The sequence below is a fragment of the Bacillus sp. V5-8f genome (assembly GCF_002863565.1).
Classification (GTDB): Bacteria; Bacillota; Bacilli; order Bacillales; family DSM-1321; genus Peribacillus.
In genome coordinates this window covers 1-26,761 of sequence record NZ_PGUW01000019.1, presented here as the reverse complement: position 1 = coordinate 26,761, position 26,761 = coordinate 1, and the positions used below count along the sequence as shown (strand labels likewise).

General features: G+C 39.2%; 22 protein-coding genes, 2 pseudogenes and 1 other annotated feature. Of the genes and pseudogenes, 18 read left to right on the top strand and 6 right to left on the bottom strand.

Annotated elements, in window-relative coordinates; translation table 11 throughout:
• Positions 1-149: 149 nt before the first annotated feature.
• The 3 genes and pseudogenes from CUU64_RS17340 to CUU64_RS22760 all read left to right on the top strand — a co-directional run.
• Positions 150-1,751 (top strand): APC family permease, encoded by a 1,602-nt coding sequence (locus CUU64_RS17340; protein ID WP_101634895.1) that lies wholly within the window; start codon positions 150-152, stop codon positions 1,749-1,751.
• A 45-nt stretch (positions 1,752-1,796) separates the two neighbouring features.
• Complete coding sequence (locus CUU64_RS17335; RefSeq protein WP_101634894.1) at positions 1,797-2,729, top strand: metallophosphoesterase family protein; 933 nt, start codon at positions 1,797-1,799, stop codon at positions 2,727-2,729.
• 231 nt (positions 2,730-2,960) lie between these two features.
• Positions 2,961-3,243 (top strand): annotated as a pseudogene (locus CUU64_RS22760) (MFS transporter); the annotation flags it as partial.
• A gap of 447 nt (positions 3,244-3,690) precedes the next feature.
• Here CUU64_RS22760 and CUU64_RS17330 read toward each other — a convergent pair.
• A pseudogene (locus CUU64_RS17330) lies at positions 3,691-4,210 on the bottom strand (DinB family protein); the annotation flags it as partial.
• Positions 4,211-4,222: 12 nt separating this feature from the next.
• Positions 4,223-5,626: an aminotransferase-like domain-containing protein gene (locus CUU64_RS17325; RefSeq protein WP_101634893.1), complete on the bottom strand. Its 1,404-nt coding sequence runs from the start codon at positions 5,624-5,626 to the stop codon at positions 4,223-4,225.
• 114 nt (positions 5,627-5,740) lie between these two features.
• Here CUU64_RS17325 and CUU64_RS17320 point away from each other — a divergent pair, with 114 nt between their 5' ends.
• Positions 5,741-6,655, top strand: coding sequence for a DMT family transporter (locus tag CUU64_RS17320; RefSeq protein WP_101634892.1), 915 nt, complete (start codon positions 5,741-5,743; stop codon positions 6,653-6,655).
• 40 nt (positions 6,656-6,695) lie between these two features.
• The gene (locus CUU64_RS17315) at positions 6,696-7,049 is read left to right on the top strand and encodes a CocE/NonD family hydrolase (RefSeq protein ID WP_142383650.1); all 354 of its coding nucleotides are present in this window, start codon (positions 6,696-6,698) and stop codon (positions 7,047-7,049) included.
• A 937-nt stretch (positions 7,050-7,986) separates the two neighbouring features.
• Here the strand turns inward: CUU64_RS17315 and CUU64_RS17310 are convergent.
• Positions 7,987-9,645: a PucR family transcriptional regulator gene (locus CUU64_RS17310; RefSeq protein ID WP_180954654.1), complete on the bottom strand. Its 1,659-nt coding sequence runs from the start codon at positions 9,643-9,645 to the stop codon at positions 7,987-7,989.
• 243 nt (positions 9,646-9,888) lie between these two features.
• Between CUU64_RS17310 and CUU64_RS17305 the strand changes: the two genes are divergently transcribed.
• From CUU64_RS17305 to CUU64_RS17255, 10 genes are all read left to right on the top strand, one after another.
• A complete protein-coding gene (locus CUU64_RS17305; protein ID WP_101634889.1) occupies positions 9,889-10,257 on the top strand; it encodes a cupin domain-containing protein in 369 nt (122 codons plus the stop codon).
• Positions 10,258-10,858: 601 nt separating this feature from the next.
• Positions 10,859-12,247 carry an allantoinase AllB gene (allB, locus tag CUU64_RS17300; RefSeq protein ID WP_101634888.1) on the top strand — a complete coding sequence of 463 codons (1,389 nt, stop codon included), beginning with the start codon at positions 10,859-10,861 and terminating at the stop codon, positions 12,245-12,247.
• A 126-nt stretch (positions 12,248-12,373) separates the two neighbouring features.
• Complete coding sequence (locus CUU64_RS17295; protein ID WP_101634887.1) at positions 12,374-13,771, top strand: NCS1 family transporter; 1,398 nt, start codon at positions 12,374-12,376, stop codon at positions 13,769-13,771.
• A gap of 144 nt (positions 13,772-13,915) precedes the next feature.
• Positions 13,916-15,268, top strand: a complete 1,353-nt coding sequence (locus CUU64_RS17290) for an allantoinase (protein ID WP_101634886.1) — start codon at positions 13,916-13,918, stop codon at positions 15,266-15,268.
• Between the two features lie 173 nt (positions 15,269-15,441).
• Complete coding sequence (gene allC, locus CUU64_RS17285; protein WP_101634885.1) at positions 15,442-16,671, top strand: allantoate deiminase; 1,230 nt, start codon at positions 15,442-15,444, stop codon at positions 16,669-16,671.
• A gap of 37 nt (positions 16,672-16,708) precedes the next feature.
• Positions 16,709-17,473, top strand: a complete 765-nt coding sequence (allE, locus tag CUU64_RS17280; RefSeq protein ID WP_101634884.1) for a (S)-ureidoglycine aminohydrolase — start codon at positions 16,709-16,711, stop codon at positions 17,471-17,473.
• Positions 17,474-18,020: 547 nt separating this feature from the next.
• Entirely contained in the window at positions 18,021-18,386 is a 366-nt protein-coding gene (locus CUU64_RS17275; protein WP_101634883.1) for a propanediol/glycerol family dehydratase large subunit, read from the top strand.
• Between the two features lie 461 nt (positions 18,387-18,847).
• On the top strand, positions 18,848-19,087 hold the full coding sequence (locus CUU64_RS17265) for a hypothetical protein (RefSeq protein ID WP_101634882.1): 240 nt from the start codon (positions 18,848-18,850) through the stop codon (positions 19,085-19,087).
• Between the two features lie 614 nt (positions 19,088-19,701).
• Positions 19,702-20,016, top strand: coding sequence for a hypothetical protein (locus CUU64_RS17260; protein ID WP_142383649.1), 315 nt, complete (start codon positions 19,702-19,704; stop codon positions 20,014-20,016).
• Between the two features lie 68 nt (positions 20,017-20,084).
• Positions 20,085-20,357 carry a hypothetical protein gene (locus CUU64_RS17255; RefSeq protein WP_101634880.1) on the top strand — a complete coding sequence of 91 codons (273 nt, stop codon included), beginning with the start codon at positions 20,085-20,087 and terminating at the stop codon, positions 20,355-20,357.
• 356 nt (positions 20,358-20,713) lie between these two features.
• Here the strand turns inward: CUU64_RS17255 and CUU64_RS17245 are convergent, their stop codons facing one another.
• Positions 20,714-20,965: a hypothetical protein gene (locus tag CUU64_RS17245; RefSeq protein ID WP_101634877.1), complete on the bottom strand. Its 252-nt coding sequence runs from the start codon at positions 20,963-20,965 to the stop codon at positions 20,714-20,716.
• A gap of 710 nt (positions 20,966-21,675) precedes the next feature.
• Positions 21,676-21,876: a cold shock protein CspC gene (gene cspC, locus CUU64_RS17240; protein WP_101634077.1), complete on the bottom strand. Its 201-nt coding sequence runs from the start codon at positions 21,874-21,876 to the stop codon at positions 21,676-21,678.
• A 955-nt stretch (positions 21,877-22,831) separates the two neighbouring features.
• Between cspC and CUU64_RS17235 the strand changes: the two genes are divergently transcribed.
• From CUU64_RS17235 to CUU64_RS17225, 3 genes are all read left to right on the top strand, one after another.
• On the top strand, positions 22,832-23,662 hold the full coding sequence (locus CUU64_RS17235) for an ATP-dependent DNA ligase (RefSeq protein ID WP_101634876.1): 831 nt from the start codon (positions 22,832-22,834) through the stop codon (positions 23,660-23,662).
• Between the two features lie 759 nt (positions 23,663-24,421).
• Positions 24,422-24,529: a YjcZ family sporulation protein gene (locus tag CUU64_RS17230; RefSeq protein WP_101634875.1), complete on the top strand. Its 108-nt coding sequence runs from the start codon at positions 24,422-24,424 to the stop codon at positions 24,527-24,529.
• A 386-nt stretch (positions 24,530-24,915) separates the two neighbouring features.
• Positions 24,916-25,446: a WGR domain-containing protein gene (locus CUU64_RS17225; RefSeq protein WP_101634874.1), complete on the top strand. Its 531-nt coding sequence runs from the start codon at positions 24,916-24,918 to the stop codon at positions 25,444-25,446.
• Positions 25,447-25,613: 167 nt separating this feature from the next.
• Here the strand turns inward: CUU64_RS17225 and CUU64_RS17220 are convergent, their stop codons facing one another.
• Complete coding sequence (locus tag CUU64_RS17220; RefSeq protein WP_101634873.1) at positions 25,614-26,237, bottom strand: nitroreductase family protein; 624 nt, start codon at positions 26,235-26,237, stop codon at positions 25,614-25,616.
• Between the two features lie 281 nt (positions 26,238-26,518).
• Positions 26,519-26,740 (top strand) — a binding site (T-box leader).
• Positions 26,741-26,761 lie beyond the last annotated feature (21 nt).

Genomic DNA, 26,761 nt, shown 5'->3' with positions numbered 1-26,761 from the left:
AAGCCGCAAGCGAAACTTTTTAGACCAAATCAATCTTTTACCTTTAATGCTAAGGAAAATTTTATAAAACACCAGTGTATAAGGTGAAAAAATTCTCACACAGGTATGGTTGGCACTAAAAAATGATCTTTTGAAAGAAGGGTGAGGAAATGTCAAAAACCGGTCTTGCATTGTTCGAGCAGAAATCCACTGGAGGAATTGCCCGTCAAATTAGTCCGATTGATACAATGATTTATTCGGCCGCCAATCCTGGTCTTATGTTTGCACTTGTATACATTATGTGGGCTCCATTCCTATATCCGGGAGCACATATGGTTTGGGCGATTTTGGCTGTTTCACAAATGTTCATTATCGCAGGTTTATACTGGCTTTTTTCAGTATCCATGCCTAGATCGGGCGGGGAGTACATTTACATTAGTCGGATTTTACACCCTTCACTGGGTCTCATGGCTAGTTTTATGATTACGTTCACCTCACTCTCGTGGACAGGAATTCTATTAAATTGGATTATTAAGTGGTCCATTGTCCAATTTTTTTATTCTATGTCATTGGTTTATGGAAATAACGCGACATGGTTAAGCTTAGCAGAATTTTTTAACAGAAATTACATGCATGCCATAATTGGTACAGCCTTATTATTATTTATCTATTTTATCTACCAAAAAGGAACGAAGTGGATGGTTCGCCTGGCGTATATTACTTTGGGCGCAACCCTTGTTGGGGCGGTTGTATTTGTCATCGCCAACTTAATAACAGGGCAAGGTACTTTTGCTGCTAATTTTACTCAGCTGACTGGTTTAAACTATGGCGATGTTATCAAGATTGCAAAGCAGGATGGCTACACAACTGAGTTTCTATTTGGAGCTACCTTTATGGCTGGTTCTACTTATATTATTCTGAATACTCTTGGTTCAACCTTTGGAGCTAATTTAGCCGGGGAAGTACGTAACGTGCAAAAATCCCAATTACTCGCATTGTTTGGTTCTTTAGCCATTTTAATGGTAATTTGGGCGATTTTCTATGGAATGAGCTACGTGAATTTTGGAGGTATTTGGTCAAACAGCCTATATTATCTTTATAATGCCGGCCATGAAGCTTATCCGTTTAAAGGCTATGATCCTTTCATTACGATCATGATTGGGATTATGACAAAGAGTCCTCTGTTTATCTTTTTGATAGCGATTAGCTTTGCCATTGCAACATTTGGCTCAGCTGCTGGTCTGGGATTTGGACCCTCACGCAACTTTGTGGCATGGTCGTTTGACAGGTTAATCCCGAAAAAATTTATGGAGCTGAATCCAAAGACAAATTCACCTACTTATGCATTGAGAACAGTAATTGTAGGAGCATGGATTTTTTTAATGCTGGATATTTTCGTCCCTTCCTGGACAGCTAATATTGCCTATACTATTTTTACTTGGTTCTTAGCCTGGATTTTCTTAGGTATAGCTGGGATTGTATTTACGTCTAGAAAAAAAATCTTGTATAACTCTTCACCGCCTGTTGTTAAAACGAAAATCTTCGGAATACATTTAATCACTATCTTAGGCTGGTTAACGACTGCCATCAGCGTTTCCATCTGTTACTACCTTTTAATTCCATTTTTTAGAGGAGATTTACCTTTTACTATGATTGTCGTATCTCTCCTCTTAATGTTTATACCAATCTTCATTTATTTCGTCATGAAACGTTCATATGCTAAAAAAGGGATTGATATTGATATTCAGTTCCAAGAGATTCCGTCAGACTGATCCTATGGGGTAGGGATAAGATAAAAGTGATAGGGGTGGGGAGTTTTGAAACTATTCTATGCTGGGGACCTGCATGGTGGAGAAACAGCATTTCGAAAGTTTACGAATGCTGCCGGATTTTATGGTGCGGAATTAATGATTTATGGTGGTGATTTTACAGGCAAGATGGTAGTTCCCATTGTTGAAAAGGGCGGAATATATACTTGTAAATATTATGGGTCAAAAGTCAGAGTTAAAAAAGCCAGTGAACTGCCAGACTTGGAAAGAAATTTGCGTGATGCCGGTTTTTATCCTTTAGTTATCTCTGAAGAAAAGTTAAATAAGTTAAATGAAAGTGATGCAGAGTATATTATAAAGGAAAAGCAGATGGATGTCCTTAAAGAATGGATTAAACTGGCTGATGACAGATTTGCCAGGATCAATGTTCCTTGTATTATGATTCCCGGAAGTGTAGATGATTTTTACCTGGATGATATCCTCAGCTCAGGCACGCATGTACAAAATGGGGATGGAAGAATAATCGAAATAGGTGGCTTTGAAATCCTTTCAGTTGGCGGCGGGAAATCCAGTGTTTTCAACTACCCGCGTGAGTTCAACGAAGAAGACTTAGCTGAAAAGGTTAACAGATTAGCTTCACAAGTAAAGAATATGAATAAATGTGTATTTAATATCCATATCCCTCCTTATGATACAGATTTAGATCAAGGAACTTTATATGATTCAGATTTAAAACCGGTGCTAGATGGTGATTCCCTTGCGACCGGACCAGCTGGAAGCAAGGCAGTTAGAGAAGCCATTGAAAATTATCAGCCGTTGCTTGCCTTGCACGGTCATGTTCACGAAAGCCGAGGTGTAACCCACATAGGGAAAACGGTTTGTATAAATGCTGGTACCGACTATGATCAAGGTATGTTAAGAGGGGCATTAATTGATATTAGTCCTGATGGCACAATTAATTATACATTAACAGCAGGCTAGTAGTTGTATATTGGCAGTAGCGCGATACAGGGATAAGATTTGTTCCTGGCAATCATTGATATTGTTGAAACGGTCCATCTATCCAATACATTGAATCTGGCCTTCTGTCCAAAATGTCATGAGAAATTCAGGTGAAGATGAAACATGTTGCAACCAAGCATAAAAACCAACCTTCTTTGGATAGTGCTTTTCCAATATTAGGTTGGTTTTTTATGTAAGATTGTTTAGGTGGCAGTTATATTAATTGCCTTAACCTTTACGGCCCCTTTAGGGCTCATTACAGTTATTTTCATGGGACTAGTGGCCTTTATGAACTGCCAACCTTGGAGGTGCACGTGGTCATGTTGGCAGAGTGTTATGTTCCAGGCCCGTAGTTCTCGCATCAGCTCTTAATATTGCGGCTTTTAATATCGGCATTGTGAGCGGAGCGGCTTTAGGTGGACTTCTGACGTATTTATTAGCATTGATTCATACCGGCTGGGTCGGTTTTTTGCAGTTTTGGCCAGGCTGGTAGGCTTATGTAATAAGTATGCACAATCAGAATGGTAAAAAAAGAACCTTTATCATATACAATTTCGATCGAAAACTCACTTTCTCAAAATTTCATTAAGCACTTATTAGTTGGCTACTTGTAAGTCCCTTGTAACCTTTGCTATATAAAATTTTATTCTCCGGTAAATTCTCAAATATGCACAGGCAGGATAAATTGATGAAACCTTTTAATTATGATTTATACAACTGTAGAGTGGTATTCGGTGCTGATTCAATCCATAACATAGCATCAGAAATTGAAGCTCTGAAAGCAGAAAAGGCATTGGTAATCACCACCTCTGGCAGGTTGGATATTGCAAGGAAAATTGCTGATCTGCTTGGTAATTCGTCCGTCGGCATTTTCCCAGATGCTGTTCAGCATGTCCCCATCCCCCTTTGAAGGGAATCGCACTTTGGAGGGGTATTTGTTTCTTTTTAAGACGCCAAGATACACACTCCACGGGCCAACATCAGCCCGGTATCTCTCAGCCATCACCCTGACGATTTGCGAAATATGGGTTAAATCATGGACTACCCAGGTGGATATTAATTCTCTTATCTTTACGGTGCCAAGTTCAGGCTGGACTCCAGTGAATTCTAGATTTGCTTCCGGTTCTTTCAGACTCTTTAACTTCGCAATGTTTTCTGCCCGGATGGTTTTAAACTCGATAAGTTTTTGCTCAATCATCCGTTCAAACTGGTTCAAATGTGCAAACCGGTGTGAATAGGGGAAAGGGCTTGTTTTCGCCTTCCTGAAGTATCCACTCCAAACGCAGGATATAATTGGTCTTTTCGCCCTCAATGAGGTGGTCAATCACTTCGGAGGCGTTCCATGTTCCTTCACCTTCATTGTAGCTAAGCCAGCCGGGAGATAAACCAGATAAAAAATTCTCCAGTGTTTGAGGGGTGCGTTCCAAAACCTCAATCGCTTCATCCAGATTATAATTCACCGATAGTTCTCCTTACAATTTTTCAGCAACAACAATCAGCTTCTTTAACCCTTCCTGTATCTGCTTTTCATTTGTATATGAGTAGCTCAGCCGTATCCAAGCGGAAGGTTCCTTTAGCGGGTCACAAATCTGTCCTGGGACGAAGGATATGGATTGTTCGATTGATTTAGCCAGTAGCCCCTTTGTTGATAAGCTGTCCGGGAGCTTTACCCAAAGATTCAAGCCACCAGCCGGGCTGCGCCACTCCCACTTTGTTTCTGACAAGGCGCCCTCCATGATTTCCTTCCGGATTTGCAGGGCAATTCGCAGTTTTTCTAAATGCTGCTGGAGTCTTGGTGATGAAAAGTAATGAAGAAAGATTTTTTGGTTTAGAAGGGGAGAGCCATTATCGACCAATGCCTTTGATGAGATGAGTGATTTCATGATGCCTGGCTGGGCAATGATCGCTGCCACCCTTAAGCCCGGCGAAATGTATTTACAAAAGCTTCTGATATAAATAACCGACCCAGAGGTATCATAGGTGTAAATCGGAGCGGGTGGCTTTTCGACAAAGTAAATGTCATGATAGGCATCGTCCTCAATCAGCAGGCAACGATACTGTTCGGCAAGCTGAACGAGCTGTTTTCGCTGTGCATCTGGTACCGTATAACCGGTCGGATTATGGAACGTTGGATTCAGATAAAACAATCTTGGCCGATAAAGTTTCATATAGTGTTCAACCTGATCAAGATCATATCCCTTAGGGGTGATGTCAATGGTTTGGATCCGGGCACCCTTTGCCTTGAAAATGTCAATGGCTGCACTGTAGCTCGGCCGTTCGAACAATACGGTATCCCTTGGCCTGATGAACGTTTCGGCAACAAGATGGATCCCTTGCTGGGAACCGGACAAGATTAATAGATTTTCTGCCGTAAGTACGGTCTTATACTGCTCCGTAAAATAACGGGAAAGAGCGAAACGCAGCTCCTCATCACCCTGCACGGAGGAGTATGTTGAAAGGACCTTTGGATACATGTCAAACACCCTTTTTACGTAATCGGAGAAATAATTATTCGGAAGCAAATTCGGATCGATCAATGCCTGGGAAAAATTATATTCAACCTGAGCTTGGTGGATTTCAGATAATGAACATTTTGATACGTTGGCGGCCAGTATCGGATGATCGAAGATTTCACATATAGGGTCCTGTGGCTGGACATAATAGCCGACCTTATCTTTTGCAATAATCTTGTTATGCTTTTTCAGCAGCTTATATGCCTTCAATACTGTCAACCGGTTGATGTCAAGTTCAGCTGCCAGCTGCCTGACGGAAGGTAGCTTGTCATTATCCTTCCACTCCTTGCGCTCAATACGGTTCAGCACATAATCGTACACCTGTTGAAAAAGAAAATCTTCTCCTGTAGTGACCTTTGCCATTTTCATTCCCCCTAATTATGCCTCCATTTTATCACAGACAAGAGCAAACTGGTCTATTCGAATTAAACTGTTCTACTCACTACCTTTTATCATTGTAAAAAAGGAGGAGTCAGGATGGTCATTGTGAATTATTTGTTGATGTGCTTGATTTTTGGAACAACCTTTTTAGCAATAAAAATTGGGGTCGATTCGGGATTGCCGCCGTTTTTATCAGCGGGGATGCGGTTCTTTATTGCAGGATTATTGCTTTTTGTGTTCATGGCCTGGAGAAAGAAGACCTCTGTAGGGCTGCTGTTTCAGAAAGAGATGTTTTTAACGGGTCTGTGTCTGACTTTTGGAACTTTTGCGACCCTGTATTGGGCGGAGCAATATGTAACTTCTGGAGTAGCAGCGGTTTTGTCCGCAACAGGCCCGATGATGATCCTCGTCATTCAGTATTTGATTTTAAAACAAAAAGGGAATCGGGTAGCGATTATTGGATGCTTAATCGGTGTGATTGGAATTTTGGTTCTGATTTTTCCAAGCATTTCAATTAATATGAGTTCGGTGTGGGTCGCCGGCTGTTTGGTGATCATCATTGGTGAGGTGTTTTATGCATCGGGGGCGATTTATTCGAAACACGTGGCAAACAAGTTTCAGAATGCCCATCCGATTGCGCTGAATGCCGCCCAAATGATGATGGGCGGGGGAATGCTGATCGTTTTATCATTTGTAATGGAACGTGGTCAATTTGCCTTAAACCTTAACTTCATGTCACTCGGATCACTGATGTATTTAATTGTATTTGGCTCCATGATAGGACACAGTCTTTTCTATTGGCTAATAGCCAGGACGAATCCGGTCTTTCCGTCCACCTGGCTATTTATATCTCCAATCATAGCTGTACTATTGGGCCACATAGTCTATCACGAAGCGATTTCCTGGTACACAGGAATAGGGACTTTAACGATTATTACAGGAACTGTTTTGGCAAATTTTCATTCGATTAAATGCATGTATAAGAAGAAAGAGGAGGTTGCTGAGATTTAAAAGCGTTTATATCAAGTGTTGCCGTAGCTTTTGTTTTGCCATGCTACATTATATAGTTATCCCTAAGGACCAGAGAATAATGGAGGGGCAGAACGATGTATTGGTTTATACTTCTAATGAACTTAGCCAAGATTTAGAGGTGACCGGGCCAGTCCAGGCTGTCATCTATGCATCCTCTTTTGCAAACGATACGGACTTTACCGTCAAACTGGTGGATGTCCATCCAGATGGAAAGGCTATCAATCTGTTGGAAGGGATTCAGAGGGCAAGCTATAGGGATCCAAATGAAGATTCAAAACCGATTAAACCAGGGGAAATTTATGAATATCGCTTCCATGTCGGCAGTACTAGTAATCTATTTAAAAAAGGCCATAAAATCCGCGTCGAACTATGAAGCAGCAACTTCCCAGCTTTTGACGTAAGTCTCAATTCATTCAGAATTGATAAACATGGAACATATCCGGATAGTAAGCCCCGCAAAAAATATATCACGATGAGGAGCATCCAACCCATTTAATCCTGCCGGTCATTCCAAGGTAAATGGGCTTAGATAAGCACGGGAATCAGTCGGCAAAAATCTACTGATCATGAAAGAGAAAAAGGCAACTGCCTATTCCCGATGTGGAGGGCAGTTGTTTTTTTCGGTCTTTATTAAGTATGCGATAATTTGCTGTTGGAATTCCCGAGTGCCTATTAATTTGTAAACTATCAAACCAACCATGCCTGGAGAGCGGTTATCCGGACTATGGTTGTTTTTTTGTAATTTATTTTTCCTACACGATACTTTTGCCCCATTTCCAGATATATAAAAGGTCAAAGCCGAAACAATGGAAAACGGCAGGGGTCAGTGCCACGCTAATGCGTTGGCGTAGCGGGGGACTGACCCCCAAGGGAGCTTCTATGAATCATTGAGTCATGCAGGATAAACCGATGAATATAGTTATATTATTGGTTCAATATCATACACCTGTTCTTTAGATCAGGTTTTTTTGAAGAAAAATTGGACCTAAATTACAGTGTTTCTGTTCAGAAAATCAACGATTGCACTATAGGCAACACTCATATTTTTCTTTTTGGAAAGGGAAGGCCTTCATCATCAAAACGTATATACTGCACAGGATGGCCCCGGGATCTTAACTCTGTTTACTAATTGTTTTGAATCTTCAATTGGGACTCGAGAATCTTTTGCACCATGGATCACCATGAACTATGAATCTAATCTATGCAACTCCTATCAATTTTATCAACCTATATAGCCATTTACGATGAAGTACACTGCTTTGATGTTTTAGGTAAACATTGGCGGAATGTTGTAATCCGCCATTTTGTTCTTACCCTCCTGCAGTATGGAACATAGTCCTCATTAATAGTGCCATTCTTAAGTGGAGAGAATTTGTTGGATCCTCTACTGAATAATTTAGAATTTCTTCACATTTTGCAATCCTATATTTTACGGTGTTTCGATGCACAAATAATTTTTTCGAGGTAATGGCAATCTCACAGTTATTATCTAAAAAAACAACCAACGTTTTGATTAGGTCTTCTTCATCCCTTGTCCTTGGATAGGCTAGGGACCTCAGTGTATTCTCAAAAAAATTTTGCAGCTCTTGTTTTGGAATAAGGCGAATCAATTCTTGTATTTGTTTTGTTTCGTAAAAGTTTATAAATTTTCTTTGATAAAGTTTGAATCCATTGTCCCATGAATCCAATGCTTCTGAAAAAGTGATGGGAATGGAAGTCACTTCATTGACATAGTTGCCAATCCCAAAGGAGAGGGAAATCTTTAATCTATCGAAGGCTTCTTGCTGGAATTCTTCTATGCTTGTCCGGATGGAATCCTTTATTGAATCATATGAGGTGGTGAACTGTAGCAAAATGACAAAATAGGTATCTTTCATAAAAAAAATGGTTTGAATCCCTGATTTTGTTACCTTCTTTTTTAGATAATCAGACAAAAGGTCATAGATTTGGTTAAGTCCTTCATCACTTTGTTGAAAGAAATTTTTGCTATTATCATCGATTTTACACAATATAGAGACATACCTATTGTTATCTAAAAGATTGAATTGTTTACCGCGATGGATGATTTCTTGTTTGGAAGTAATTTTTCCATCAACTAATGACCCAAACAAATTATTCTTTAACATTCGATTATTTTGTTGAATAGCCTCATGTTTTAATAAGGTGAAAGAAATGACCGTCGAGGCTTGTTCAATAGCCAGCTTGGAAGACGGATAACGGAGTTCATCCTGGTTCAAAATGATTAATAAATAGGGAAATAGACGCATGGTCTTAACAGGAAAGACATTCAATTTAATGTCAGGTTGACTTTCAACCGGGTATTTCATCGTGATGGTATTTTTATTTCGATAAACCTCCATATTTTCTTTGAAAGCGCCTGCCACATGTTCTTTCAAGAGTTTCATATTTTGCGTGTCGAAATGATCGGAATAAGCAGTAACCTCACCCAAGGGGCTTATTAAAAGAACCGGACATTTCAAAAAGAGGCCAATGTTTTCGATTAATGCTTGTAAGCTATAACCTTTCATCATCATATTAGTGAATTTCTTATGGATATGCAGGGCATAATGGAGTTCTTCCGTTTTGTTATCCCATAAAAATCCTAATAATTGGTGCCCGACCTTTCCTAAAGTAAGAGAAACAGGGATTTGTATGATGGGGAAGTGTAACCTATTCGCAAGGTCCACAACCTCTTGTGGCAGTTCATCTATGAACCTTCTTAATTTAATGCCTATTCCGGCGCACGGGAGACCATTGATCTCGGAGATGAGTTGGCATAATTCTTTTGGGTTATCTTGAAAAGCGTATCCAGTAGTCAGCAAAAATGAGTTTGCTGACATGTAGTGAAGTACATCAGGCGTCTCTGATATTTCAACGGATTCTACATATCTATTTAAACCTGAATGTCCTGCAAGAATCTTTGCATCTTGAAAGACCTCCAGGATAAACAAATCCTCCACGTTTTTCATGTCCACATCCCCCAGATACATAACAAATATTTTTAATATTCGATAATTTAATAAGATTATACAACAACATATGTTTACTTTAAATAAATATCATATTCACTTTTGTATGTTTTGCCCAATGATTTTGTAGGATATTTGCTATATATTTTTAGAAAATAAAGGTTCTTTATGGCAGTATACCGTTATATGTATTTCTTATTATTGATAGTTTTGGATAGCTGCCAGTGGAAAGGGGAATTTTACATGGTAAATCAAACAATTGAAAAAAAGAGATTCTTCAAGCTCGATGAAGTTGCACAGTTTGATCCAAACCAAGGGAAAAAGACGATTTTTTATGAAACGGAAAAAACAGCCGGTGCTGTATGGTGCTTAGAGCCAGGTCAGGAAGTGTATAAGCATTGGCATACGACTTCTGATGACCTATGGATCTGTATTCAAGGAACTGGTACTTTTTATCCTGGAAATGGTGAAGAAGTGGAAATTACGAAGGGTGATTTGATTATTTCTTACCCGGGTCAACAACATGGCATGAAAAATACTGGGAATGAACGCTTCATTTTTGTTGGGGTAGCTGGTCCTCAACCAATGGATTTATTTCTCCCTGAGGGATAAATAATTCTAAAAAGGTAAAAAGCAATTTGGATTCATACCATGTGAATTCAGGTTGCTTTTTTATTTGCAGCTGTTTTTGACATGAAATAAGCATCAGATATAAGATTATGGATTCCTTCTATCATGGTCTGCACCTATTCTGACATTGGAGCCATACCGAATGGAAGAAAATTTTCAACAGAAATAAAGAAACGTAGAAAACTTGTCATTTTTATATGTCAGAAAATCTTACATTGTTGTAGTCATTTCTTCCTTTCTTTTTATATACTCTGAAAGTAAAAACTCGTTCGAAAGGGGGGCAAAAAGTTATGGGTTCAAAAAACTGTTAACCATTACCTTTGTTTCTCATTTTTTTTGCTGACTCTGTTGATTGTTAATAAAAACGCCAAGACTTGGCGATAAGCCAGTTTCACGCAAAAGGATACATATGTTAGGTCATTTTCCACAAATAATCACTTTGAATATTGTCTATTTTGGCTACTGACTTTTACATACAAATCTTTACAATATTGTTATAGAACAGAAAATGAGTGATTTACAACAGAGAGATGCAGTACATAACGGTTATTGGTCGCCGGTTATGAACCTAAGGGGGGAAATTATGAAGTACGACTTTCTTTTTAAAAACGGTCAAGTGGTTTTGAATGATCTGGTCAAACAAGTTGATGTAGCGGTGAAAGATGGAAGGATTACTGCCATAGGAGAAAGGCTTGAAGGAGAGGCTGTTGAAGTTGTAAATGCGGAAGGACAATATGTTATGCCGGGCATGATTGACACTCACGTTCATATTTGTGAGCCGGGCAGGACGGAATGGGAAGGCTTTATCACAGGTACAAAGGCGCTCGCTGCAGGGGGGACAACAAGCTATGTTGATATGCCTTTAAATGCACTTCCAGCTACCGTGGACAAAGAATCCTTGAATTTAAAGAAGACTGCAGCAAGCGGTAAAAACTATGTGGATTATGCACTATACGGTGGTCTAGTTCCTGATAATCTTGGCAAATTGGAAGAACTCTCGGATGAAGGTGTCGTTGCGTATAAATGTTTCATGTCTACGTGTGGGTCTAATATTCCGGGTGATTTTGTCAATGTTGATGATTATACCTTATATACAGGGATGAAGAAATTAGCAGAGATTGGACATTTCCTATCCATCCATGCAGAAAACGCACAGATTACAGACCGACTGGGACAGGAATTTGAAAAGCAAGGAAAAACCACTCCAACCGATTATGCAGCTTCACGGCCGGTTTTTACGGAAGTGGATTCAGTAAAGAGAGCCTTATATCTGGCAAAAGAAACGGGCTGTAAACTTCATTTTGTCCATATCAGTACAGCTGAAGCGGTGGAGGAAATCACGAGGGCAAGAAAAGAAGGCCAGGATGTTACAGTTGAAACTTGCCCCCATTTTTTAACGATTTCCCTCGAGCAGTTTGAGAAATTGGGGCCAGTGGCAAAATGCGCACCCCCATTGCGTGATGACGAAGAACAGAGGAAATTGTGGCAATCCCTGAAGGAAGGGAAAATCGATATGATAACTTCCGACCATTCTCCGTGTCCGCCTGATATGAAACATAGTGAATCAAATAATATCTTCGAAGTTTGGGGCGGCATCACAGGGTGTCAAAACAATGTGGACCTTATGTTTGACGAAGCGGTTTTAAAGCGAAATATGCCGGTGACGGATTTTGTCCGAATGATTGCCAAAAATCCAGCGCGACGGTTCAATTTTAAAAACAAAGGTGAAATTGCTGTTGGCAAGGATGCCGATATCATTTTAATCGATCCGAACCAATCTTATGTGGTTGAAAAAGAAGGCCTGTACTACCGCCATCCACACAGCCCTTATATTGGCAGAAAAATAAACTGCCGGGTAACGAAAACATTTGTCCGGGGAAATCTTGTATTTGATGTGAATGAAGGAATTGTTGGAGAACCAATAGGGAAGCTTGTTGTCAATCATAAAAAAACACAAGCGATGACATCTTGAATTTTTACTGACTTAAGGTAAAAAGAGAGCTAATGAACATAGCTACTACAACTCTTGATTACATACAAACGACTTCAGGCTCTTCTTTAAGTTCAATGCATAATACGAAAAGGGAGATGAAGAAATATGTCAGGAAGTTTAGAATCAATGGCGGTAGAGAGTCCGGTCCAGCCAGATTCAAGTATTGATCCTTCACTGAAACCGACTACGGAAAAGGAAAGAACAGTTGGGAAGCTAGCCTATACATTCATGTGGATTGGCGATGGGGTAAACTTAGGGAATATGACGCTTGGAGCGAGCTTGATTGTAGCTGGAGCTGCAACATTAAACCTCGTTCAAACCTTTGTTGCAGCGATTATTGCTATTGCTATCATTTCCGTTGTTTTTGCATTAAATGACAGAGCCGGTTACAGGACTGGTATCCCTTATGTTGTACAGCTCAGAATGTCGTTTGGAGAGAAGGGGGCGGTCATTTCATCCCTCTTGCGTGGTATTCCAGCCATCGTTTGGTACGGTTTCCAAAGCTGGATAGGCGGTACTGCCCTGAATGAAATAGCGAAGATTGCCACGGGAGGCAGCTTTAATAATATTTTCGTTTGCTTTATGGTTCTTCAGGTATTGCAAATCTGGCTATCCATGTATGGCTTCCATGCCATAAAATGGATCGAAACACTCGTATCCGTTGTAATTGGTTTAGCACTTGTTTATGTATTATATATTCTAATAACCAATCATAGTGCAGCCGTTACAGAAAACTGGGTTCAAGCAAAAGGGAGCTGGGGATTGCCGTTCTTCGCCTTCATCATGATGTTTATGGGGAATTACGCAGCCATTTTCCTAAGTGCAGCGGACTATTCAAGGGAATTAAAATCCGGTATAAGTGATTCCAAAAGAAGTATGTTATACTTCCTCCCGATCTTAATTGCCTATGGCCTGACGTTGACCGTAGGAGCGATGCTGGCTTCTGCCACTGGTAATTCCAATCCGGTAAAAGCATTCGCAATCATTGTCGATAACTCCTATATTACGGTCTTTGTATCCGCATTTATTGTTCTTGGAGTCATTGGTGTAAACATGGTAGCTAACATCATTGCACCAGCCTATGTCATTACATTGCTTACCAAATTAAAATATAAGCCTGCCGTAGTGGTCACAGGCCTGCTGGCTCTTTGTTCTTTTCCTTGGGTGCTTGTCCAGGATTCCTCAGCAGAGGGTCTCGGAATTTTCATTCTGATCTACTCCGCCTTTTTAGGCCCGATTGTTGCGATTTTATTGGTAGAATATTACATTTTAAGAAAGCAAAAAGTAAATGTTCACGATTTGTATGTAAAAGACGGTCCATTTTCCGGTGTTAATCCAGCTGCTGTCATTGCCATGCTGATTGGGGCGGGTACAGCCTTTATCGTGGTACAGCTGGCTTGGATTATCGGTTTGGTCCTAGGAGGAATCTCATATTATCTTCTTATGAAGTATGCATTTAAAAATTCGAAATTTAAAACGGGAACAATTTTCGAAAAATTGTGATTATTGTGTAAAAAAACAAAAGAAATAATCAGGCTGTCCCATTGGGAACCAGGGTTGGAACACATATCCAAAAGTGTATCAGCCCTGGTGCACTCGTGATGGAACAGCTTTTATCACAATTCCTTAACGTCGGGGGGGAGAGCTGTGTCAAAATATGATGTACTGATTAGAAATGGCCATATTGTAACGGAACATTCAATCGTCCAAGGAGATATAGCCATCAAGCATGGAAAAATTACAGATATTATGGTGGGGAAGCCGCTTAATGCTGAAGCGGAAAGCGAGATCGATGCCAAGGGCCTCCATGTATTCCCGGGTTTAATCGATTCACATGTTCATTTTAATGAACCGGGTAGAACCGAATGGGAAGGTCTTGAAACGGGAAGCAGGGGCTTGGCGGCAGGAGGAATCACTTCCTTTATTGATATGCCATTAAACAGTACTCCGCCTACTATAAATAGGAAGAATTTAGCTTTGAAAAAAGCAGCAGCTGATAGGAAGTCAATTGTGAATGCCCGATTCTGGGGCGGTCTGGTTCCAGAAAACCTGAATGATCTACGAGATCTTTTCGAGGATGGAGTACTTGGTTTTAAGGCATTTATGTCCCCAAGCGGAATAGCGGATTTTAATCATGTTGATGATGTTACCATTTATAAAGGTATGAAGGAAATTGCTAAATTAGGTTCTTTATTAGCCGTTCATGCGGAAAGCACGGTTATATGCGAACAGCTTGCACAGGAAAAAATAGCTGAAGGGAAAACCTCCGCAAGGGATTTTACGGCATCACGTCCAATTATTTCAGAAATAGAAGCGGTAAGAAGAATTATAACTTATGCAGAAGCGACTGGCTGCAAGCTGCATATCGTTCACGCCAGCAGCCGGAAAGTAGTGGAGGTTATAAATGAGGCAAAGCAAAGAGGAGTGGATGTGACCGTTGAAACATGTCCTCACTATCTTTCTTTAACAGTCAAAGACCTTGAAGAGAAAGGCGGGATTGCAAAATGCTGCCCTCCACTCCGGGATGATAGTGAAGTAGAGGATCTTTGGAAAGCGGTTGCGAACGGCGAAATAGATGTCATTGCATCCGACCATTCCCCGGCTCCACCCCATATGAAGGAAATAAAGAACGGCGACTATTTTAACGCCTGGGGAGGCATTTCCGGTGCCCAATCAACCTTAAACATTTTATTAACAGAGGGGCATTTTAAACGCGGGTTGCCATTGGAAAAGATTGCTCAATTAACGGCAGCCAATCCAGCCAAGCTTTTCGGCATGTTCCCAAATAAGGGAACCATTAAAGCAGGTAGCGATGCAGACCTTGCTATTGTTAATCTAAACGAAAGCTTTGATTTACAAAAAGAGGACCTTTTTTATCGTCACCAGCAGTCCCCGTATATCGGTAAAACCTTTAAAGGAAAGGTAATGACAACACTTGTGAACGGGGAAGTCGTTTTTCACAATGGTGAAATAAAGAAAGAAATGGGAAGAACACGATAACAAGTTCGGACATAAACCGAAACTGGTGAACTTTATCAATTTTGCATAAAAAGAGATGTTCGTTTTGTTTATTGCTGATAATGAATCAGTTTCGAAAAACGTGTAAACTAGTAGTGAATTAGCAAAATATTTCAAAAAGCAAGTCTTCTCATATTAGGAAGGGAACTGTAGACATGGAAGGTTTGAAAGATGAAATAGTTAGACAGTTACATAATCTAGGAGAGTATGGAAAAGACCCTGGTGGAGGGATTACTCGATTACTCTACTCCAAACCGTGGACAGAAGCACAGGCTTCTATTAAAGCTTGGTTAGAACAAGAAGGTTTTGAAGCGCGCTTTGATGAAGTAGGAAATTTATTTGGAACAGTAGCAGGAACAAAGACAAATGAAACGATATTAACTGGTTCTCATATCGATACCGTCAAAAACGGCGGGTTATATGACGGCCAATATGGAATTGTTGCGGGGATTATTGCCGTCAACTTTTTAAAAGAGAAGTATGGCCAGCCGCTTCGCAATCTTGAAGTAGTATCGATAGCCGAAGAAGAGGGAAGCCGCTTTCCTTATGCATTCTGGGGTTCAAAAAACATTGTGGGCATTGCAAAACAACAAGATGTAGAGTCCCTTGCAGATTTTAATGGGGTACCTTTTGTGGAAGCCATGAAGGAATCAGGCTTTCACTTTAAAGAAGAAGCAAAAGGCAAGCGGAAGGATGTAAAAGCCTTTGTTGAAGTGCATGTTGAACAAGGGATTGTGCTGGAAAAGGAAAACAAATCTGTTGGTGTTGTACAAAGTATAGTCGGCCAAAGGCGCTTTACAGTGAACTTAGTTGGTGAGTCCAATCACGCTGGGACCACACCGATGGGGCTTAGAAGAGATACTGTCCATGCCGCTAGCAGGATAATTTGTGAGATTATGGCTATTGCCAAGGAGTTTGGCGATCCACTGGTGGCCACAGTTGGACATTTTGAGGTAGGGCCGAACATTGTGAATGTGGTACCAGGGAAAACAAGCTTTACCATCGATGTCCGTCATGTTAATAAACAGGAAATTCGCCAATTTACAAATCAGATGAAGGATGCCATCAATGCGCTTGCAAGAGAGCATGAAGTGGAAGCGGAGATCGAGATGTGGATGGATGTCGATCCAGTACCAATGGACCCCGGTATCGTGCAAATCATTGAACATATATGTATAGAGAATGATTTGAATTATAAAATGATGCATAGCGGTGCCGGACACGATTCACAGATTTTTGCAACCGTTGTGCCAACCGCTATGCTGTTTGTTCCCAGCCATAAAGGCATAAGCCATAATCCGGCGGAATATACAGAGCCGGCAGATTTAGCTGTGGGTGTAAAGGCACTGATTTGTACCCTATATGAGCTTGCATATAAAGAATGACCAAGAATGATGAAATGGATTAAGGAGATGTTTTTTCATGGGTTACCCAAAGGATTTACTATCAAGCAGGTCAATCATTAAACACGGGTTATACGCTCTTATTGCGCCCGAGGGTTTAGTGAACAACGTCATACCAGGATTCGAAAATTGCACCATTTCGGTTTTAGGTTCTCCTAAGCTTGGGGCGAGCTTTGTTGATTATATCGTAACCATGCATAAAGGCGGAAAAAATAGTGAAGGCTTTTGCGGCCAGGAGAATGTAGAGAGCTTTGTTTATGTTCTTGGCGGTAAAGTAAAAGCAACAGCAGCTGGTGAAGATTACATTCTAGAAGAGAGCGGCTATCTATATTGTCCGCCTGGGACAAAAATGTATATAGAAAATGTTGCTGAAGAAGATTCAAGACTCTTTCTTTACAAGCAAAAATACAGGCCTCTCGAAGGTCGAAAGCCATGGGTGGTTTCCGGACATGCGAACCACATCGAATTTAGGAATTATGATGATATGCATAATGTTCATATTAAAGACCTATTACCAGCGGATTTAGATTTTGATATGAATTTTCATATTTTATCCTTCGATCCGGCGGCAAGCCACCCTTTTATCGAAACGCATGTGCAGGAGCATGGCGCTTACTTACTATCAGGAGAAGGCATGTACAATCTTGACAACGAATGGATTCCCGTCAAAAAAGGCGACTATATTTTCATGGGGCCTTACGTGCACCAAGCTGCCTATGCCGTTGGGAGAGAACCTTTAGCATATGTCTATTCTAAAGATTGCAATCGTGACCCGGAACTATAATGTAAAACGGAATCAGGGCGTTCTCTTCTAGCTAAAATGTATTTATACCCTAAAGATTGTAGTAACTAAATGAATCAAAATCAGCAGAAAGTTCACTAATAGCAGAACCTATGATTCACTAATTTTTAGAGGTCTTTTGAAATATTTGAACGAAAAAATGAAAACTGGGAAGAGGATGAAGATTGGCAGAACATTAACTGATAGGTCACCTGCTAGCTCGCCTATAAGTTGTGGTTTAACCTTGAATGTATTTTGCATTCAAGGTTTTTTATTGGTAAATCAATTAAGTTGTTCCATTAAACGTTTTGATGAGAAAACATCCAGTGAGGTTTGTGCACTAGCAAGATCTTTTGGGTGAATTTGAAATATTGAGAGTATTAACAGGTAGGCAGGGCTTAAAACAGGAGTCCACTAATGAAATGTATAGAAAGTGCTAATGAAGGTAAAAAATCTCCAGGGAGTATTGGTTGTCAGAAAATTATAATAAACAACAGTTGGTGAGTTTGACATTGTTCTTAATCACGTATTGAAAACAGGGATCTATTCCATGCAACGTTCAAAACGATTTGAGATTTTGGAACAAAGACCTGTGAATAATGATGGTTTTGTAACGGAGTGGCCTGAGATGGGATTCGTTGCGATGTCCAGCCCAAATGATCCAAAGCCTTCGGTGAAAGTGATGAACGGCAGGGTTATCGAGCTGGATGGAAAGCAGCGGGATGAACTCGATATGCTGGACCAATTTATTGCTGATTATACGATTGAGGCGAGTGTGACAGAAGAAGTGGTGGCGATGGATAGTGTGGAAATTGCCCGTAAGCTTGTAGATATCAATGTCTCCCGGGCAAATGTCACTGATTTGACAAGGGGAATGACACCGACAAAAGTGCCAAGCATATGGGTATATATCTGAGGCTTTTATTAGCCTTGAGAAAAAACTATATGAAGAAACAGAACATCAACCAGGTGGTTGGGAAGGCTACAGGACTTTTTATGTAGATACGAAGTAAAAGAAAGTGAAGAAGTCACTTCATTTTACTTGAAACCGAAAGATGGAGAAACGATAGCTTCGTATAAAGCTGGTCAATATCTTACCATTAAGGCAGCAATCTCGGGAGAGGAATACACACATATACGTCATTGCGTTCTCGTATGCATAACGAAGGGCCAATCGGCTAAACGGTAGATAGTCAATTTGATTGTAGTCCGTTTGTGCCTAATTGAAGTCAGCCCCCGTAAGTTATAATTTGCAAATTAGCAAATTAGATACGAAAAATGATGTTACAGTAAATTTGACATAACACCTTTGGGTCTTATAATAATGAATGATACTGAAAGTTGGTATATTTTGAATTCTGCAGGAGGCAAAAGAAAATGGACAAGCAAGGCCAAGAAATGTTTTTACAATTTATTTTACAAAGGGTTCAAGAGGGCAAGGAGGATGAAGCAAAAGAAATCCTTTTGGAAAACTTCAGGAAGCAAGACGAAGGCACTTTTTCACAAGAGGATATTCAACAGTTTATCCCTAAGATGATTAGCCTGATAAAACCGGAAAAAATGGAGGAAATACAAGCAGTTGTGAAACGATTTGCCGGAAATTTCGGTAATAATTAAGTTTACTAATCGAACACGATGTTCATACAACCACTTTTTGGAGAGCGGCTACCAAAAGGTTGGTTGTTTTTTTTTTTTTCTAAATTTTTTATGCTGCAGGTCAGTACACCCAACCGGGATACGGAATAGATTGGAGGAACATGGTTTATCCTTTTCTTGTAATAGAAACATTTTAATGCTCTGTCGTGATCGGTGTTCATTATCAATCGTTGACACCATTTGGGCTGTCTTTACTTTTTTTTCTTTGTTGCTTCCATGATCGGTCTTCTGGCTCCTATTGTCAGTATCGCTATAAGTATATTTTGGGTGTTTGTCTTTCTGATTGGAGAAGCAATTTTGGATAGTAATATAGCTTCCGTCATTGCAGATGGAAATATAAAGGTATGTTTTAACTGTAACTTTTTTATAAGTATTGCCTTTTTCCGCTAATTCACGAAGAAATACAAGAACAGGTTATAACTTAAAAAGAAGTTTACATCCTTTTAACCAAAATTCAACTTTTATTCTCTACAATGTTTGATATAACAACATTTTAGGAGGAGTTGAAATTGAAAAAAGCACTCAAAATTCTCTGTGCAGCCTCAACTGCCGCTGTACTTAGCGGTGGTATCTTTATGAGTAGTTCTCAAACTTTGGCATCCGAAAAAGATGGACAAGCTACATCCCGACACGGTAAAGGCAACACCGAGCTTATCAATCTCCAATTACTAAGTTTGACAGACTTCCACGGGTACCTTCAGGCATTGAATGACAAATCAAATGGCCAAATTATGACGACGGATGGTCCGCTTACTGTGGGCGGTGCGGCATATATGGCCGCTCACATTAAAAAGCTTAAAGCCGGGCACGAAAACACCATCCTTTTTTCGGCGGGTGACGACTTCAGTGGCTGGCCTTTTGAAGTTGCATCCCACAATCTAGATGTATAACATCCCTCTACGAAAGCTGTTTCTTAAAGTTTAATACAACGGATATTAAACAGATCAATGTTTTCTGTGTGAAGGAAGCCCCCAATCCGAATTTAATCGTTGAAGGTGGCTTTTGTGATATAGAAATTCTTTATAATGTAAGTGAATTTTTCAAACTAGATGACAAAAAGAAAAAAGAAGGAATACTAGATAAGTTGAAGCAGGGTATTGATAGAGTGGTTGAACTGAATAATTGGGACAGAACTCCATTCGATGATGCTTATAACGGTGTGATAGAAGCTGGATACCACACTAATTATGTTTGGAAAAAAACCAAAGAGAAACCCAAATTGAAACTATAAAGCAGAAGCGTTTATGAAACATGGTTTATATTCTTGTGATATATATCTAATAGTCAAAGATAAGAACGGACAACAGATAGCCCAAAAAAAAGTAGCATCTGAGCTGCCAGATGAATTAGTATTTGGACGACATTTAGGGGAATTAAAGTGGTTATCCAATAATGAAGTTGCATTGTTCAACTGCTCTAGAACTAATTACATTTCTGTTCAATTAAAATAGTAGTATCAATAAAACTCTTGTCAAACTAACGGAGCAGGTTAGTGGAATAAGAATGCACCTATATTTTTCTTCATTTTCGTAGTTGATAAAAGTGGCGACAGAGTTCAGGACTTTATTGCATAAAAAAACCACTAAATCAATTAGTGGAAGGTTCTAGATTACTATTTAATGCTTCATATATGGCATTGACAGCCGATTTTACATCAGTGTAAATTTTAATTGTTGTGCTTTCGATATACGTAACCTGGAAGGCTTGCAGAATATCCTGGGTTATACAAATAATTGAGAGAATTGTTTTTTCATTTTGCGAAAATGTATGCGTAATTTCTACATCTTTGTAATAAAGGAGTTCTTCTAATATCTTTTCTAATTTTTCTTTGGGTATCATCTGTACAGTCTCCTTTCCGATTACGGAGGGAGTGACTAAATAAAGTCCAAAAGACCCAAAGTAATATTTATTTATTAACATTATTTAGTATACCACTTTTTGGTTGTAACATCAAGTTTTCGGTAACCGTTTTCATAAGGTTGTTGAACTAACGAGTATTGATCCAGGATGGAATAACCGCTGTATTGTTGTCTACGTCTTGAGCAGCTACTTACCACTCTGAAACCTTCAAAAACAATCATTCGAGAATTACGGAGCAGTATGGGATCTATATCTTTTTCAGTTTAAGTGTCTAATTCTGGTCAGCTTGGTATTGAGTTAAAGCCAAAAACAATTAAAGTCTTATCTGATTTAGTATTAAGTTAAAGATTCGAATATTCTCATAGGGAGAAGTTGATCATTGAGCTATTGCATTGGTACAAGGAGGATTAAGGCACTTATTGTTGAATTCCTTAATGAGCTAACGGGGCAGTTTATTGAAATAAGAAAGAATAAAATGTAGTCGTATTCGAAAAGAAAAAATATATACATTCCGCATATTGTCAACTAGTATGTTATACTGTAAACAAACCTTTGAAGCTTTACATCTTTTTTCTTTACCTGTACCATATCCCTACTCGATCGTTGAGTAGGGTTTTTTATTGAGTATTATACAGAGAACAAAAAAACAGGCTCTATATAAAGAGCCTGTTTTTATAATCGATTTAAGATTAAGCTTTTTGAACGTTAGCAGCTTGAGCTCCACGTGGACCTTGCTCAACGTCAAACGTTACTTTTTGACCTTCGTCTAAAGATTTGAAACCTTCACTTTGGATAGCAGAGAAGTGTACGAATACGTCGTCTCCATTTTCACGTTCGATAAAGCCGAAGCCTTTTTCTGCATTAAACCATTTAACTGTACCTTGTTCCATTTTTGTTTCCTCCTAGTGCGTTAACGCACAACGTATTACTATCCTTGCCCAAAGTGATTATTAAGACGAAAAGTCGATACTTATACTATCCTTTACACCGAACAAAAATAATTCTTTTCTATCATAACAAAAAACGGAAGATAATGCAAAGATGGATTGAATTACCTTATTCCTTGGGTGACATATTAGATTTAATAAGCTTATAAATTCTCCTATTATTTTTTCTTTTTATCTCGCGAAGTTGAAGAAAGTGGAACATGTCCAACGGTCAATCTTTCTGACTACCAGCGTAACCCCACCGTCAAGAAATTACAATACCTACTTCAGTTCGTTTCGGTTTGTTGTATTCCTTCCTGTTACTTCTCGTAAAAAATGCGTCTGCAACCTACTTCTTCTAATAAATGTTTCTGTATCCATTATCCTGCCCAACAGCTGAATCACGAGCATTTATGACTCGGGAATTACTCGGTAAACACGGGCAATGATACAGACTACAGGAGTGCAAGAGGGCCTGTACTTAAACATGATTCAAGAGAAAATACTCTTTATGTTTTTTCTGTTGAAGATAAACTTCCGGTATTCATTAATCTTTTCAATAATGAAGTGAAAAACCTAAACTACCGAAAGTTATTAGAAGAAGTCGAATTCAATGCAATCATGGAAGGTTTGCTTCTCGTTCTGACGCATCATGAACAACTGCAACGAGACTATCAAAAAAAACATTGATGAACTGGAATCAGAATTACCTCCGTTTGAACATATTTAAAATTAGGAAAGCATTCGCTTCGGCGGGTGCTTTTTTTTATTTACAAAAGGTGAGTATTGTGTTGAGTTTAGGAATAAAGGCTTTTTATAAGGTGTTTCGATTCTTGAAGGTGGCAGGAATAACTTACATATGCCTTAAACCAATGAAAAATAGGACTTTTGTGCTACGATTATACAGAGGTGGTTTTAGGTGTTTGTTTCACCAATGCTATTACAAAAATCGGAGCATCCTTTCGATGATAATGATTTTGTTACGGAGCTTAAACTCGATGGAATCCGTTTAATACTTTCCAAGTTTAATAATCAAATAAAACTATATACACGACATAACAATGAAGTAACTGCGAAGTTTCCAGAGTTGCAAAGTATTGATATCCCAGATGGCACTGTCCTGGACGGGGAGATAATTGTTTCTGATGTAGAAGGAAAGCCTGACTTTGAAGCTGTCATGGAGAGGTTCATGTCAAAAAGGTCAAGTCATGCCATTCAGTTCTGTGTGTTTGATGTGATATACCATGAAGGAAGGAAGGTCACTCATCTTCCTTTGGTGGAGCGAAAAGAACTGCTTGAATCCTTAATCGATAATGATGAGCATGTCGCAAAAGTTCAATGGATGAGTGGGAATGGTAAGGCATATTGTGATTTAGTGAAGGAGCACAACCTGGAGGGGATTGTACTGAAACGCGCTAATTCCAAGTATCAAATCAAGAAGCGTTCGCACGATTGGCTCAAGATCATTAATTATCAATATGCTGATACAGTTATCACAGGGTTACGGAAAGATGAATTCGGATTGCTTTTAGCGATTGAGGAAAACGGCAGTTTGAAGCCAGCTGGCGTAATGGAGTTTATGGGATCAGAAGCCAGAAAACAGTTTTATTGTCAGTACCGGGACCTGATTGTAGAGGAAGATAAAAAATTCACCTTCATTGAACCGAAGATTAAATGTAGGGTGAAATTCCGAAACTACACAAAGGCTGGGCTGTTGCGGATCCCTTCATTTGTCGAATATATCGTTTGATGAGGTTTTATGTTCCTTTTTGTAGGACGGTAGATGCAGGGTTTGCCCCGATTCTACAGAAACAATAAGTATCAATTATAGCGGAAAGTTGGTTAAAATAATGGAATAATTATACCCTGTTTTTATTAAGGAACTTGGCCGGCTAATAGATGGTTATACAAAGTGTAATGATGAAAAATTAAAACGGGAGATTTCCGTAGTCATAAATGAATATCAATATATGGTTGGTATGACGACAACATGGGAACACCTGTGAGGCGACCGCTTTTCGGAGTGGTCGCTGTTTATTTAAAATGGGTTTCTCATTAATCCATGCACCTATACAACCATAAAATTGATAAACTAGGAGTACTTTCGGAACATAATGGTGTTTTCCTCCTTCATGTTTCCGGGACAGAAGGCGAAACCAGCTGCGGCTGGTTTTTTTTTATTTCGGTAGCCCTTTAGCAAGGATTGAAAACGAGAAGACCAAATGAAAACGCTAATTGAAAATAAGCCCAATAATTAAGTGGAATTAATTATCAGGCTTACTGCTATGCCATTTAGGAGGAAAATGGCGAATATGCTGTTTGGTTACGGCTTAATTTATAATATGTACAAGCTGTTAAAGTGACTGCCTTTTTTAAAGCATTTATTTAATTGATGAAAAGGCACATTTTTCATTAGGACAAACTCTTTACCCTGTCCCATTTAGTGGGTTGTACATAGTATGAAAAGTGTAAAGTAGCTTTTCCAATAACACACAAAGGAGGAGACTATATGGGCGAGTGCGCTGGCGGTGGATACGGCGGCCAATTTGCTTTTATCCTTGTAATATTCGTATTATTGGTGATCATTGGCTGCGCTGGCTTTTGCGGCGGTTATTAATCAATAAATTTTGGGCTTTTAAAAGGACTCTCCAGATGGAGGGTCCTTAATCTTTAGGAACAGAGAGAACATTGATTCGGTGAGACTGTCTCAAATGGGTAGGGCCTAGCGGGACAAATCTCAGAGATGAAGGAAAAAGGCTAAATTCATAAACAGGGTTAGAATGACCTAACGGGTTCTCCTTTGGGAGAGAAAACAATAAAATAAACCATAAAAAGACAGACCAATTAGCAAAGTATTGGTTTGTCTTTTTTATTGCTAAATAAAGGTTTAAGTTGAAATTTGAATAAAAGTAACAGAAAATTAGCATAAACAATAAAGGTGGACAATAGCTATTGTCCTTGCTGATTAGAGTGCTAATATTATGTCGATATGGGGTGCTAATCTTGATTAAGATGATTAATCAGGTTAATGATGAGGTTTTGTATTGGGAAGTTTGGCAAGATGGTAAAACGCTTGTAATTCATTACGGTACTGTTGGGGATACTGGTGAGACTAAGGAAAAGAAATTATCACTATTTCAAAAGGCAGAAAAGTTGATGGATGAATTAGCAGAAGAAAAATCTAATGAGGGATACGATTATCTAGATGAAGAAGAACTTTTCGAGCTTGTTGTTCAATACAGCTATGAAGAAGACCAGCTGGAAGCAACTCTTGAAAAACGACATCACATTGAGGATTTAATGAATGAATGTTTAGGTTGGACAGGCAACGGTTCTTGTGATGGCGGAGATATAGGTAGTGGTACAGCTAATATTGTCAACTTTGTTGTAGATTTTGAGAAGGCAACACAAACAATCATAGAAGAACTAAAGAAAAACAATCTGCTTGAAGGTGTAAAAATAGCATATTTAAACCCTGAAGACGAGGAATACATCACTTTATATCCAGAAGGAGCCGATTTCAACCTAATGTAAAAGAGCATTGAGACATCTCAATGTTCTTTCTTTTGATATTTATTGTGTTAATTGTATTGCTAAAACAGAGTGATTGCATATATGGCTAACGATGCAGGTTAATGTAGAATCTTTGGTTAATAAAAAGGAGCGGGAATAGAATTCCTGACTCCTTAACCTAATTTAAACTAATAGAATTTAACAATCTTTTCCAGGTTGAATCGATGATGAGGATAGCCTTCACTATCAGGTTTTCCTATAGGAAGGATTCCTGCGAATTGCACATGTTTAGGAAGGTCTAATAATTCCCTTACCTTATCTTGGTCGAATCCTAGCATCGGATTACTTGAATAACCATACCCTTGGGCAGCTACCATGAGAATACCAAATGCTATGTTCGTTTGTGTTAACCCCCATTGTCCACGTTGTTCAACACTCATACCATTAAAGAATGCTGTTAAATTGGCTACTTCTTCTTCTTTTTGCTCGCCAGAAAGACCCGGATGAACAGTGTCTGCAATATTTGTAAGTATATCTTCCATATCACTAGTTACTACAATTACTGCTGGGGCTGAGGTAACCTGTTTTTGTCCATAAGCAGCTTCTTCAAGTTTGTTCTTCAGATTATCATCTGTTATCACATGAAAACGCCATGGTTGAAGATTCCATGCACTAGGAGATAGTCGCACAAGTTCAAATATATTTTGAAGATCTTGTTCGTCTATAGGTTGCTGCTTGTATTTCCGAATACTGCGCCGTGATTGAATGGCTTGTTGAACGGAAATTGTTTGTTCTGTCGTTTTACGCGTCATGTAATCCCATCCTTCTATCGAATTTACTCAGTTATTGTACTCATTCTAATAGCAAAAACCCAAAAAAATGCCTGGTGCTTTCTTTTTAACATTAAAAGGTGGCTGGGATTGTTTAATCGTTTTAACTGGAATGTAAAATTGCTAAGTTTTCCCATCTGTGGAGCCGTCATTATTTTTCTTATTGTGGTAAAGGGGCAGATTACTTCAGTAAAAAAACGACTAAAATGTGGGTTGACGAGTATAAGATTAAATTATAAAATATAGAAAATTTAAAAAATTACGAAAACACATTGATTGGGAGTATTAAGGAATATTTTATTGCTTAGAGAGCTGTCGATTGGTGAAAGATAGTCAATAAATTCCCCAACTCGCCCAGGAGTGGTAGGGCTGATATGTAGGTCTTAACGGTTGACAGCCGTAATCAAGTCATTGAGTGGGTTCGTTTGATTTTTATCTGAACCAAAAAGAGTGGTACCACGTAGGCAAAGCCTATCGTCTCTTATGATCTGACCCAATAAAGTTAG

Excerpts from the sequence above, each read along its gene's own strand:
- allC (WP_101634885.1), top strand. The coding sequence starts at position 15,442 with ATGGAAGGTTTGAAAGATGAAATAGTTAGACAGTTACATAATCTAGGA.
- CUU64_RS17220 (WP_101634873.1), bottom strand. The coding sequence starts at position 26,237 with ATGACGCGTAAAACGACAGAACAAACAATTTCCGTTCAACAAGCCATT.
- CUU64_RS17325 (WP_101634893.1), bottom strand. The coding sequence starts at position 5,626 with ATGGCAAAGGTCACTACAGGAGAAGATTTTCTTTTTCAACAGGTGTAC.
- CUU64_RS17265 (WP_101634882.1), top strand. The coding sequence starts at position 18,848 with ATGGACAAGCAAGGCCAAGAAATGTTTTTACAATTTATTTTACAAAGG.
- CUU64_RS17320 (WP_101634892.1), top strand. The coding sequence starts at position 5,741 with ATGGTCATTGTGAATTATTTGTTGATGTGCTTGATTTTTGGAACAACC.
- cspC (WP_101634077.1), bottom strand. The coding sequence starts at position 21,876 with ATGGAACAAGGTACAGTTAAATGGTTTAATGCAGAAAAAGGCTTCGGC.
- CUU64_RS17295 (WP_101634887.1), top strand. The coding sequence starts at position 12,374 with ATGTCAGGAAGTTTAGAATCAATGGCGGTAGAGAGTCCGGTCCAGCCA.
- CUU64_RS17275 (WP_101634883.1), top strand. The coding sequence starts at position 18,021 with ATGCAACGTTCAAAACGATTTGAGATTTTGGAACAAAGACCTGTGAAT.
- allE (WP_101634884.1), top strand. The coding sequence starts at position 16,709 with ATGGGTTACCCAAAGGATTTACTATCAAGCAGGTCAATCATTAAACAC.
- CUU64_RS17230 (WP_101634875.1), top strand. The coding sequence starts at position 24,422 with ATGGGCGAGTGCGCTGGCGGTGGATACGGCGGCCAATTTGCTTTTATC.
- CUU64_RS17340 (WP_101634895.1), top strand. The coding sequence starts at position 150 with ATGTCAAAAACCGGTCTTGCATTGTTCGAGCAGAAATCCACTGGAGGA.
- CUU64_RS17245 (WP_101634877.1), bottom strand. The coding sequence starts at position 20,965 with ATGATACCCAAAGAAAAATTAGAAAAGATATTAGAAGAACTCCTTTAT.
- CUU64_RS17305 (WP_101634889.1), top strand. The coding sequence starts at position 9,889 with ATGGTAAATCAAACAATTGAAAAAAAGAGATTCTTCAAGCTCGATGAA.
- CUU64_RS17260 (WP_142383649.1), top strand. The coding sequence starts at position 19,702 with ATGAGTAGTTCTCAAACTTTGGCATCCGAAAAAGATGGACAAGCTACA.
- CUU64_RS17315 (WP_142383650.1), top strand. The coding sequence starts at position 6,696 with ATGCTACATTATATAGTTATCCCTAAGGACCAGAGAATAATGGAGGGG.
- allB (WP_101634888.1), top strand. The coding sequence starts at position 10,859 with ATGAAGTACGACTTTCTTTTTAAAAACGGTCAAGTGGTTTTGAATGAT.
- CUU64_RS17310 (WP_180954654.1), bottom strand. The coding sequence starts at position 9,645 with ATGAAAAACGTGGAGGATTTGTTTATCCTGGAGGTCTTTCAAGATGCA.